The organism is Flavobacterium cerinum (assembly GCF_024496085.1).
Lineage (GTDB): Bacteria > Bacteroidota > Bacteroidia > Flavobacteriales > Flavobacteriaceae > Flavobacterium > Flavobacterium cerinum_A.
Map to the genome: position 1 here is coordinate 1,739,130 of NZ_CP101751.1, position 11,998 is coordinate 1,751,127.

Consider the following 11,998-nt stretch of genomic DNA (forward strand, 5'->3'; position numbering starts at 1 on the left):
CAGATTACTGTATGATAGTTATCCTTTTAACCAGGCTTCTTTTATTTTGGCTTTGGAAGCATCAGTAAAATGTAATCCTTCCACATCTTCCATACTAAGGCTTACTTTTCCTTTTAAGGTTTGTTCTTTATTATTGCGTTTGATCTGAATTGTGATCGGATCGTTTTCTTTCCATTCCATACTTGACATAATCATTTCATAAATGTTGTCCAGATTGTATGCCGTTCCGTTGATCGAAAGAATAGTATCACCGTTTTTCAAACCGATTTTTTTCATAAAACCGCTTAACTCAATTCCCGGAAGTACTACGATTTCTTTAGTCGACGGATTAATTGTGATATAAGGCGTTTCTCCTTTTAAGAACGGATTAGACGGTTTTTTAACGGTTCCTTTTTTAACGCCTACTTTAGCAAAATAGACATCGTAAGGAATTGGGGTGTCACCGGCTACATATTTATTTAGGAATTCACCGATTTCCGGATAAGTCAATGCTGTTATTTTAGCAAATAGCTCATTATCATTAAACGGACGGTTATTTCCGTATTCTTTTGATAAAGCCTGCATCAGACTTAAAATACCACGCTGACCGTTACTGCTTTCGCGCATCTGAATGTCGATACACATTGCGATTAAAGCTCCTTTCTGATATACGTTATAGTAGGAATCTTTATATTGCTTGTCTAAAATGTTTTTACTCATTTTGGTGAACGGCATTTTATCATCAAAACGTCTTGCCGTTTCAATTTTTTCTTCCATTCGGGTATAAAATTCATCTTCATCAATCAAGCCCTGATTCACCTGGAACAGATTCGCAAAATATTCGGTTACACCTTCGTACATCCATAAATGCTCGGACATTTTTGGCGTATTATAGTCAAAATACTGAATCTCGTTCGAGTGAATGCTCAATGGTGTTACAATATGGAAGAATTCGTGGGAAACCACATCTTTTAATTGTTCAACAAGTTGTGCTTTCGGCATCATTTCCGGCATTACTACCGTTGTAGAAGTGGTGTGTTCTAATGCTCCGAATCCTTTAGCATCCGGTTTTTTCATATCTGAAAGATACAATAGAACGCTGTATTTTTTAGTCGTATTAAAAGGACCTAGGAATTTCTTTTGAGCGCGCATCATTGTTTCCATTTCCGGAGTGATGTCTTTTGCTGTATAAGTTCCATTAGGGGAATATACGCTGATCAAAATTTCCATACCGTCTACAGTAAAAGTAGTGTAATCCGGTTTAGAATACATAATCGGATTATCAACCAGCTCTGCATAACGCGATGTGGTAAATACATCTTGTTCGTTGCTTGGATCGGTATCGGTTAATGAAGTTGCTCCCCATAAAGTTGCCGGGTGAGAAACGGTTACGGTGTATGGAATTTCACCTTTTCCCTGGAAATAGCCAACAAAACCGTGTGTGTTTAGCATAAAATTCTCATTGGCTGCGATATTGGTACCAGCCGGTGAGAAAATTTCATGAGTTCCTTCTACATCATAGGTGTCATTAACCCAATAGGTTACTTTTGCTAATGTTTTTGCATTGGAAATCTGCCAGGAATTATCATCGGTTTTATTTACTGCCAATAGGTTCCCTTTAGCATCATAAGCTTTGAAGTCTTCGATAAACTTACCGTAATCGTCTTCTGAGTAAGTTCCCGGAATAATTTTGGGGATATGAAAGGTTGCTGTTTCAGTAGTAAAAGTCGGTGCCATGATCGTAACCATTACTTTGTCGTCTTTTACATTCTTTAAATCTATAGCAACTTTTACATCATTTACCGCAGTAGCAGCTTGTGGTTGCTGAGCTGTTTTACAACTCATAACCATTACGGCCATTGCAAGGGTGCAGATAAGTTTTTTCATTGTAAAGTTTTTAATTTATTATAGGTACGTTTTATTGCAGTTTTGTTACAATTTATTCTTCTTTAAAAAAAGATTTATCGATTTGGCCAGTTCAGGCGCATTTTTTAGATCAGGTTCGGCATATGAAGCTTTGTTTTCAGTATCATCTCCGGTTATTATTTTTAAAACATGGTTCATGTTGTCAATTATAACCAGTGTAGCATCCGGCTTTGCTTTTTTTAGCTTTTCCGCTTCGTTTGTCGTTACCTGAAGATCTTTTGTTCCGTTAAGCAATAATACCGGAATTTTTAATTTTTGAATCTCCAGTTGCGGATTGTATTTTAACCACGATCGCATATAAGGTTGGATACTTTCCCGTAATAAGGAATTAAGAAAAGGGCTTTTTACGGTGAATGATTCTCCTTTTTTTAATTTTTCGAGACTGGTAACGAGTTCTTCTTTTGCAATCGGTGCGATACGAGAAATCTGTTCGGTTAGAATTTCATCAATCGGACTTCCCGGCCCGGCAATCGATATAAAAGCATCAGCATTAGCTTCCCGGGCAGCTACCATTCCCACAAGCGATCCTTCACTATGTCCGGCAAAAACAATTTTACGGTAATTAGCGGTTTTTCTAAAATAATCCAAAACCGATTTGGCATCGGTAATAGTATCGTCAAAAAGCATTTCTTTTTCGTTAACATTTCCGGCGATGATTTGAGCGATTACTCGTTTGTCGTAGCTAAAAACAGCATATTTTTCTTTTGACAAATCTTCAGCCAGGTATTTTAACGAGTTATTTTGCATGCCGATCTGATTGCCGTTGCGATTGGTCGGACCCGAACCGGCTATCAGAATGATTAGTGTCGGTTTTCCGTTTTGAGGAACCGGTGTATACAAATCTCCTTTAATCAAAGGGTTAATCTGTACTTCGGTTATCGTATATGGTTTTTCCTGTGCGATACTGCTAATGAAGCTGCAAAGTAAAAATGTTGTAAAAAATTTTTTGATCATAATTAGTAATAGTTTTAATGGGTATTGCTATTTGTTGTATTGTCCAGATCTTCCGGTGCCAGATACAACTGATCAGATGAAAGTTCCTCTATTTCAGATAATCCGGAATTCTTTTTAGCATTGGAAATTGTGGATTTTGTAAAAGTTACGTTTCCGTCTTTACCGATTCCCGTAAGAATAATAGTGTTGTTGTTTTTTTCGATTTTAATGTATTTTGAATTGGTTTTGTTGAACGATTGGATAGGCGTTATCCATAATGTACCGTTTACAATAGTACCGTCTTTCATTGTGGCTTCATATTCCTTTTTACCGGCTGCGTTTATATAAAGCACTTTACCATCTAGCACATCCCCTTTTTCGGTATAGTGTATTTTTAGTTTACCGTCGCTGTGATACGCTTCAGTTTGATACCGTTGTTCGGATTCATCTAATAAAATGACTTTACCGGACAAAACATTGTTTGTAAAAGTATACTTTTCAATTATTTCTCCGTTGCGATATACTGTTTTGGAAGTTATAATTCCATTTTCGTATTGGACTTCCGTACCGTTTATCGCTTCTCCGTTTTCGTAAGTGACTTTTGCAGTTTCTTTTCCGTCGGAGTCATAATAAATTGCTTCCCCGTGGGCTAAGTCATTCACATAGGGCGTTGTGCTGATAATCGAATTATTGTAAAAATCAGATGCCAGAATCAACTTTTCGTTTTTGTAAACGGTTTTTCGGATAACCTGCTCCGTTTGTTCATTATAAAGTAACTGCTCACCATCCAGAATACCGTTTACATAATTTTCAATCCTTTTATAGTAGTAATCACCGTCATCATCGGTTACGACTTTACCGTTATAGGGGTTACCGTTTTTATAAGTGGCAGTATACGTCGGTTTTCCTTTTACATTGAAAATACCGGACTTATTATAATCAATTTCCCGGATTACTGTTGGAATTGACGGTGTGGAAGGGTTGTATACCATTACCTTTTCATATTGTAAAGTTCCGTTAGTATATTTTTCAATTGTGTTGATCATATCGTTTTCTTCGAAGAAAGTATAGCGGGTTCCGTCCAGTTTTACGTAATCGAATTCACTGATTTTTTTACCCTTATTGTTGAAAAAAGTTCCCTTTTTTTCATGTGAATCGCTAAATAGAATATCCGATTTTGTTTTTCCGTTTTTATAATATTCGAGTTCGCGGGTGATGGCGTTTTCGGTGTAAAAGGTTTCTTTTAACGGTAACAGTTCTTTGTCGGAAAAGTATTCAACCTTATAGATTAACTTGCCGTTTTGATGTCGGGACATCCATTTGATGGTATTCTTCTCTAAAGAATAGGCATCACCGGCATAGTAATGTTCGTAAGCCCCTTTGTTGTAAGGATCATAATATTCCAACTTCCCGATGATTTTCCCCTTTTTGTCATAGAAAGTAGCTTGTTTTCCTTCAAATTTTTTGAAAACGGTTTTATCATCGTAGTATACTGTTTCCGATATTATATTTCCGGCCTGGTAAACGCGAACACTGTTTTCCGTAATTTGTGTGCCTTCATAAGGATCTGAACTCTCATTGTAATAAGTAAGCTGATGACTAAAATTGCTTTTTGTATCGTAATTTTCGGTTTTGAGATATTCTCCTAAATCGTCATAATAATCTATTTTTAGAATACTTCCATCCGGGCGTAATTGTTTCACTTGAATCAGCTCGTAATTTTTATACAGATTGATGTATTCTACATTGTCAGAATCCTGACCGTTTTTCGGATCATCTGTAAAATAAAGAAACAGAGTACCGTTTTTTGGATTTGAGGCGTCAAGAGTATCAAGATCCGTTTCCAGCTCAGCAATTATTTGACCATTTTGATCATAAAATGAATCTGTACCATTTTTGTCTTTCTGCGGTTCGATAGTTCTTTGTTTTACTTTTCCGTTTTTGAAATAGTACGATTTTTCAATGTTTTTTTGGTTTTTTATTACATAAGTATTGATAAGGGTAAAAGGGGAGTAGTCATACAGTGCCATAATTCCATCAATAAAGGCTCCGTCAATAAGCTTTGTGTCGCCTATTACTTTCCCGTCTTTATCATACGAAATAACTCGTGTAGGAATTTTTCCTTTATAAAAAATCTTTTGACCGATTTTTGGATTATTAATACCGAAAATTCCGGTGTGATTATAATTACCGTCTTTTACATCCATAGTAACGCGATAATCTTCGGCCTCGTAAGCTACTGTTCCGTTATATAGTTCTCCATTTTTATAGATGCCTTCGCTTTTGGTACCGTCTTTTAGGAAAAATTCAGCTTTCCCTTCCGGTTTGTTGTTAACTAGGGTAACAATCGTGGCTATTTTTCCTTCCTCATTGTAAAATCGGACAGGGCCGATAAAAATATCACCGAATTTTTCAGTAGCAGTTCGCTCGTATTTTTTCTTCCCGGTTATGTAATATTCGGTTGAAGTAAAGGTTTTATTCTTATTTGGAAGATCAATTCTGTAACCTTCTGCTAAATAATTTTCAATCGGATTACTGTTTTTGTCTATCCAAAGGGTATCTTGCGACCAACCGGATACAACCGAAAGGAATATAAAAAATAATAAAAATTGTCTCATTTGTGTGATATAAAAAAGCGTTGTGAATTTACATCTAAATTTGAAAATGCAAAAAGCGAATGTAAAAAGAATAATACAAAGGAATGCTTATAAAAAAAGCCCGAATGTTCGGGCCGGGATTTAATCAAATTTATTTTTAAAGTAGTACTTACTATCTAAATCGTCATCTTCAAGTTCGTTATATCGTTGAAGCTTTGGTTTGGGTTTGTTGGCGGCAACCTTCTTTTTCCAAAGCTCAAAATTGTCTTTTGATAACTTTTTGCGCACCATTTCGGTAACTTCATTTTCAGAAATTCCAAATTCTTCCTTTAATACCTCAAAAGGTTTTCTTTCCTCCTGAGCCATAGTGACAATTCTTTCAATTGTTTCCTTGTCAAACTCTAAAACTTTGCTTTTTTTCATCAGATGAAAAATTAATCAAATAAATGTTTTTAATGGTTTAATTATATACTCAATATTACTAAAAAAATGAATTAGCAAATAGCGTAAAATCATTTTTTCAGAATTTTCAAAAATCAAGCCAAAAAGTTTTTCGCTTTTGAAGAAATGAAAAAAAATATATTGTATCAGTGCTATTTAGATGGGTTTTTGCATTGTTTTTTTGCTTTTTTATTTCAGAAACAAAAAAAAAAAAGGATGATTTATTGCTATAATGAATCGAATAATAGTAAAGGTAAAGGCTTTTTGAACTTGTAAATTAATGTATGCTAAAATGTATGGTGCAAAATGCGGTTTTTAGAAGATGATGGCTCGTTAATCAAAAAAACCTGTCCGGTTAATAATACGGGACAGGTTGTAAATGATAATAGTAAGGAAACTTTTTGTGTATTTTTAATTCATTATTCTTTACTAAAGATTGATTTGTATACAATACCGGCTATCAGAGCGCCAATAATAGGAGCTACAATAAATAACCACAGCTGACTTAAAGCTTCTCCGCCAACAAAAACGGCCTGGCTGATACTTCTGGCCGGATTTACAGAGGTGTTGGTTACCGGAATACTGATCAGGTGAATTAGTGTCAAAGCTAATCCGATGGCTAACCCGGCAAAACCTTTGGGTGCTCTTTCATCAGTTGCTCCTAAAATGACGATAAGGAAAATAAAAGTCATCACAACTTCTGTTAGAAAGGCTGCATTCATACTGTATTTTCCGGGAGAAAGTTCTCCGTATCCGTTGGATGCAAATCCGCCAATATCATTACCGTTACCGGTTGCAATAACATATAAAATCGCAGCAGCAGCTATACCGCCTAATACCTGTGCGATAATATACGGAATCAGTTCTTTTGCATCAAAACGACCACCAACCCATAAGCCGATGGAAACGGCCGGATTTAAATGTGCTCCGGAAATGTGTCCAAGTGAATAGGCAATCGTTAGAACGGTAAGACCGAAAGCTAGAGCAACTCCGGCAAAACCAATTCCTGCATCAGGGAAATTGCAGGCCAGTACGGCGCTACCACAACCGCCTAATACCAACCAAAATGTTCCGATAAATTCTGCAATAAGTTTTTTCATAAAAAATAAAGGGATTAGTTAAACAATTGGTAATAAATGTATTTTTTGGAAAAAGGACATGCTACACGTTAAGGCTGGTAGGGATAATTGACTAAAACGGTTCGTTTTTAGGATATACATACGAAACAGTTGTATCCGATTAACCGGTAAACGGGCGGAAAAAATAGAAATAACAGGTATGACCCACAATGAATACAGCTTTACGGCAATACCATTGCGATCTGCATATTGAAGGGAATCGGGTAAATAAAAAGGGAAAATTTTAGTATATAATCGTATACTTCTGTAATGACCGGCAATTTTGAAGCTTAGAAGCGAAAGAAGAAAGTGTGATTGCCAGGTTAAACTCATTTTCAGGTAGTTAAATGATTATATCCGTATTACGAATATAATCATTTTTACCAGAAAATTCTATATTAATTCTTTTTTTTGAAAGAAATGTTCATAATGATAATTGCCAGAATTATCAGGGCAATACCGGCCCATTGCGATAATACTACCGTTTCGTCAAGGATCACATAGGCCATCATTACGGAAACCGGTAATTCTAATGAAGAAACAATACTTCCTAAACCGATTCCGGTATGAGGAAATCCGGAGTTCATTAGCATAGGAGGGATGATGGTTCCGAAAAGCGATAAAACAATACCCCATTTTAAAAAGATATCGAAATTATACGGTGTGGTCTGTGTGAATATTCCGAATCCGAAAACAATAACAGCTCCGCCTAAAAGCATATACAAACTTCTTTGTGCCGATGATATTCCTGTTGCAACACTATTAGCAGTAAACATTGTAGTGGTAAATGAAGCTGCTGCAAGCATTCCCCACATTAAACCGCGCCAGTCAAGCTGGATTTCATTTTTAAAAATATTAGTTGCTAATGCCGTACCGCCTAAAACAATAAGTACAGAAATGACTTTTTGTAAGGAAGGTAATTTTTTATCGATAAACATTTCGAGTAAAACACCCATCCAAACGGTTTGCATCAATAAAACGATTCCGATGGAAACCGGAATGTATTTTACAGCCAGATAATAGAAAACACTGGTCATCCCTAATGATGTACCGGCCAACATTAAATGGAAAATATTCTTTTTTGTAGCTTTTACTACTGTGCCTTTATTTTTAGATTTTTGAAAAGCATTGATAATTAAAACACCGATGATCCCCAAAATAAACTGGGAAGAAGTAACCTCGGCTGTGGTGTAGTTTTCCTGGTAGGCTAACTTAACAAATGTAGCCAGCATTCCATAGCTGGTTGCACCTAATCCTACTAAAAAAACTCCTTTTAAAACTTGGTTTCCTGACATTATTATTTGATTTTAAAACAGCCTGCAAAGATAGGGTATCCCGTTTATTTAGAAGTGTCTATCGGGAAAAAAATACGTAATTGTGATTAAATGTGTTGATTTTTAGTGTTATATATAAAAAAATAAGGATTGATCCGAAGAGCAATCCTTATCCTTCTATAGTATTTCGGGATTATTCCGACCAGTATACTAAAGTAACTTCGATAATACCGTTAGCATTAACAAGGCTGTCTGATAAAGTTACTGTAGTGGAAGAAGCACCGCTGAAATAACCGTTATAAGCAGCAAAAGTATAAGTACCCGGTGCTAAGTTATCGTAACAATCACCGTAGTTTTCAGGGTAAAAATAAGCGTTAGACTGATTGTATGCATAATAACCGTGTAAGTCATTGTATGTTACCGGATTTCCAAGATAGTCTACTAATTTGATACAAACATTATACGTTTTAATTGAGCTGGCAACAGAATTGATTGCATCGATCAAGTCATTTGTAGTTGTATATTGCTTATCCAATACGCTTTTTACATTTGGAATCAAATTTAAAGCAGTAGTATTATCATTAGCCGCTAATGCATCGTTGATTTGATACGTTAAACCGATAAGGATATCATTCAGATTGACCAATTCGGCTGTAATAGCGTTGATTCCGGCTGTTGAAAAAGCATTTTGTGATGCCGTACGAGCCTCGTTTACGAAATAGTCCACATCGTCTGAATTATTCTGAACAGACGCTACCTGTGTAAACATGGCATTATAAAATTGTTGTGCATTCGGAGCATTTAAAATGGCAATCTGTTTCGCCAGTTGTATTGCAGCTCCTTTAGCGGTTGGAGTGTCCTGCTGAATGTTTTCAGCCGACTGAATTGCATTGTTTAAATTTTGTTGCGCTGTAGATTGTGCAAAAACAGTGCTGGTTACTAATGACACAAATAAGGTCATAGCATAAAAAGTAATTTTTTTCATAAAATAGATTTAAGGTTTTGTATACCAAATGTATTAAAATGTCTTAAATCAATTACATATTGAGTATTATTATTGTATTAATAAAATATTATTTGGGGCGAATTGCGTTTTGTTTAAGGGTGAAATATCAAAATAATGATGCTAAAGGTCGGTTTTGAATACCGATTTTCGCAGGATCAAAATGAAGTTTGTTTTGTAATAAACCGGCATATACACTTCTGAAGTCGGTTTCAAATCGTAAATCACCTTGATCAAGGTTTTGCAAGTCGGGATTTTGGCCGATTATTGTTCCTTTGTTTTGACCGCCAATTACAAACATAGGTGCTGCTGTTCCGTGATCGGTTCCGTTTCCGTTGTCTTTTACACGTCTGCCGAATTCGGAAAATACAACAAGCGTTACGTTCTGTAACAGGTTGGCTTGTTTTAAATCGGAATAAAAACTATAAATCGCATCGTTTAACTCAGACAATTTATTTTTATGAATTGAAAGCTGATTATCGTGGGTGTCAAAACCGTTTAGTGAGGTGTAATATACTTTTGAATTTAGATTTCCTTTAATTAATCGGGAAATCCACTCCAGATTTTTAGCTAATCCGGTTTTCGGATAACTTATGGCTGTAGTCGATTTAGACAATGCCTGTTGAATTTCCTCTGCGCCTTCGGTTACGGAACCGGCTATCTTTCGCACAAAATCCAATTGCGGATTATCAGATAGTTTTTTATCGGATTCATTGTTTTTGCGAACCAAAAAACGTTGCGGATCTTTTACCGTGATGGAATTCGGTTCTTCTCCTTTTAAAGCAAGATTGTCGATATTGTCAATGTTAACGCCGGCCGTAGGTTGGTGTTCTTTGCATTGTAAATCAAGGTAACGTCCAAGCCAACCGTCATTCAGGTATTCGGACGAGGAAGAACCGGTTTGCCATATTTCCTGACTTCGGAAATGAGAACGATTCGGTTGCGGATAACCAACATTTTGAATAATACTCAAATCACCGTTTTGCTGGATATTAGCCAGATCTTTTAATGCCGGATGAAAGGCCATTCCTTTGTGAGATGCAATTACGTCTTCTTTGGATAGGGCTATCTTCGGACGATTGGCATAGTATAGCGGATCGTCAAACGGAATAAAAGTATTTAATCCGTCATTTCCACCATTCAATTGGATAAAAACAAGACATTGCTCACCTGTTACAAGCGTACTTTGTGTTGCATATGAATACAGGAAATCCGGCATCAGTAAAAGACCTCCGGTACAGGTTCCTGTAAGTTTAAAGAAGTTACGTCTGTTCATCTCAGGAAATTTTGAAGTGTTATATTAACTGATATTCGGGAGTTTTAATCATTGCGTTAAAAAGGCGTAACACGGCCAGATCAGCATTGTCTGCTTTCGGATTAAAATCATACTTTAGAATGTTTTCAAAATCCTGCTGCAAGTTGGAGTCCGTTTGAAACAAAAGACGCTCTTTTAATTCCGTGATAATGGTTTTATTAGTTCCGTTTGGATTCCATTTCAGGGAAACCGCTATGGATTTGTCGTTGTCTTTATTCGGATTAACAAACCTTCCGCGGCATAACAGATCGGCTACTGTATTGCGTTGCAGATAAACTTGTGAGGTAAGCCACGATTTTCCGCCGTCCCATCCTTTAACGTTGGGCTGGTTAAAAAGATCCATTTGTTGCTGTCTTAAAAAAACGGCAATTGCTTTTAAATTCGGCTCGCTAATGTGTAATTCGTCTAAAAGCGGGAGGATATATTCCAACGGATTTTTAATTTTTGAACCGGCGTTTTGTTTGTCGTATTCTTCAGTAAACATCTTGATCAATAGTGGTTGAATTTCGAAGTTCTGTTTCCTTAAATAGTCGCCGTAATATTGTACCAGTTCTTCTTTCGGATTGTCATAGATAAACCATTTTAAAAGTTTACGTGTGATGCGATAGGGACTATTTTTTTGTTCGAAAATAATATCGACTAGATCATCGGCTTTGAATTTTCCTGTTTTACCCAAATAAGTTATCGTGTCGGGATCTTCGAATAGGGGGCGGTATTGTGCGTTTTTTTCGCCTAAACCTAAACCGGAAAGCGCTTTTGCTCCGTTTTTTATGTCATCTTCTGTATAATTTCCGATTCCAAGTGTAAATAATTCCAGTAATTCCCGACTTAAATTTTCATTGATTTTGCCTCGTTTGTTGTCCACATTATCAAGATAGCGAACCATTGCATTGGTTTGAATGACCTTTTTGGTCAGTGTTTTAAAATTACCGAAAGCCTGTTCGCGTAATAATTGATTGTGAAGATAAATCCAGTAATTCACTTTTACTTTTTGAGAAGTGGACACAAAATGATTGTGCCAGAAACAAACCATTTTTTCCCGTAGCGGATAAGTATCATTGATCATTTTGTCCAACCACCAGGTTTTTAATTCCAGACTGTTTTGCAGCTGATCACGTAACATTTTTTTACTTTCATCAGAATCGGCATTTTTAATCCGGTCGCGAAAGTCTTTTAGTTCGGCTAATGTTTTGGGATCATCTGACAAAAATGCAGGTTCTTTTGTGTCGAAGGAAGCAGCAAAAGAATCTTTCAAGAAACCTTTTATACCTTTTCGGGTAATACTATCGGACTGCTTTCCTGAAAATCCAAGTCGTAAGGACCAAAGTGTGTCTGTTTTCATAAACATTGGACTGTTATTGCGAAATAAAGTTTAATAAAGGTAGTAAAGTGACACTAAAAAAGATAACGGA

General features: G+C 36.2%; 9 protein-coding genes. All 9 read right to left on the bottom strand.

Features of this window, described 5'->3' with window-relative positions; all coding sequences use genetic code 11:
* Positions 1–18: 18 nt before the first annotated feature.
* Entirely contained in the window at positions 19–1,866 is a 1,848-nt protein-coding gene (locus tag NOX80_RS07695; protein WP_256552707.1) for a M61 family metallopeptidase, read from the bottom strand.
* 45 nt (positions 1,867–1,911) lie between these two features.
* Positions 1,912–2,859 carry an alpha/beta hydrolase family protein gene (locus NOX80_RS07700; RefSeq protein WP_256552708.1) on the bottom strand — a complete coding sequence of 316 codons (948 nt, stop codon included), beginning with the start codon at positions 2,857–2,859 and terminating at the stop codon, positions 1,912–1,914.
* A 14-nt stretch (positions 2,860–2,873) separates the two neighbouring features.
* Positions 2,874–5,456 (bottom strand): toxin-antitoxin system YwqK family antitoxin, encoded by a 2,583-nt coding sequence (locus NOX80_RS07705; protein ID WP_256552709.1) that lies wholly within the window; start codon positions 5,454–5,456, stop codon positions 2,874–2,876.
* Positions 5,457–5,576: 120 nt separating this feature from the next.
* The gene (locus tag NOX80_RS07710) at positions 5,577–5,858 is read right to left on the bottom strand and encodes a TIGR03643 family protein (RefSeq protein ID WP_256552710.1); all 282 of its coding nucleotides are present in this window, start codon (positions 5,856–5,858) and stop codon (positions 5,577–5,579) included.
* A gap of 437 nt (positions 5,859–6,295) precedes the next feature.
* Entirely contained in the window at positions 6,296–6,976 is a 681-nt protein-coding gene (gene aqpZ / locus NOX80_RS07715; RefSeq protein WP_256552711.1) for an aquaporin Z, read from the bottom strand.
* Positions 6,977–7,392: 416 nt separating this feature from the next.
* Entirely contained in the window at positions 7,393–8,289 is an 897-nt protein-coding gene (locus NOX80_RS07720) for an EamA family transporter (protein ID WP_256552712.1), read from the bottom strand.
* A 172-nt stretch (positions 8,290–8,461) separates the two neighbouring features.
* On the bottom strand, positions 8,462–9,253 hold the full coding sequence (locus NOX80_RS07725) for a hypothetical protein (RefSeq protein ID WP_256552713.1): 792 nt from the start codon (positions 9,251–9,253) through the stop codon (positions 8,462–8,464).
* A gap of 127 nt (positions 9,254–9,380) precedes the next feature.
* Positions 9,381–10,547, bottom strand: a complete 1,167-nt coding sequence (locus NOX80_RS07730; protein WP_256552714.1) for a DUF1501 domain-containing protein — start codon at positions 10,545–10,547, stop codon at positions 9,381–9,383.
* A gap of 19 nt (positions 10,548–10,566) precedes the next feature.
* The gene (locus tag NOX80_RS07735) at positions 10,567–11,928 is read right to left on the bottom strand and encodes a DUF1800 domain-containing protein (RefSeq protein ID WP_256552715.1); all 1,362 of its coding nucleotides are present in this window, start codon (positions 11,926–11,928) and stop codon (positions 10,567–10,569) included.
* Positions 11,929–11,998 lie beyond the last annotated feature (70 nt).

Coding starts and splice junctions, on each gene's coding strand:
- NOX80_RS07695 (WP_256552707.1), bottom strand. CDS start 1,866: ATGAAAAAACTTATCTGCACCCTTGCAATGGCCGTAATGGTTATGAGT.
- NOX80_RS07700 (WP_256552708.1), bottom strand. CDS start 2,859: ATGATCAAAAAATTTTTTACAACATTTTTACTTTGCAGCTTCATTAGC.
- NOX80_RS07705 (WP_256552709.1), bottom strand. CDS start 5,456: ATGAGACAATTTTTATTATTTTTTATATTCCTTTCGGTTGTATCCGGT.
- NOX80_RS07710 (WP_256552710.1), bottom strand. CDS start 5,858: ATGAAAAAAAGCAAAGTTTTAGAGTTTGACAAGGAAACAATTGAAAGA.
- aqpZ (WP_256552711.1), bottom strand. CDS start 6,976: ATGAAAAAACTTATTGCAGAATTTATCGGAACATTTTGGTTGGTATTA.
- NOX80_RS07720 (WP_256552712.1), bottom strand. CDS start 8,289: ATGTCAGGAAACCAAGTTTTAAAAGGAGTTTTTTTAGTAGGATTAGGT.
- NOX80_RS07725 (WP_256552713.1), bottom strand. CDS start 9,253: ATGAAAAAAATTACTTTTTATGCTATGACCTTATTTGTGTCATTAGTA.
- NOX80_RS07730 (WP_256552714.1), bottom strand. CDS start 10,547: ATGAACAGACGTAACTTCTTTAAACTTACAGGAACCTGTACCGGAGGT.
- NOX80_RS07735 (WP_256552715.1), bottom strand. CDS start 11,928: ATGAAAACAGACACACTTTGGTCCTTACGACTTGGATTTTCAGGAAAG.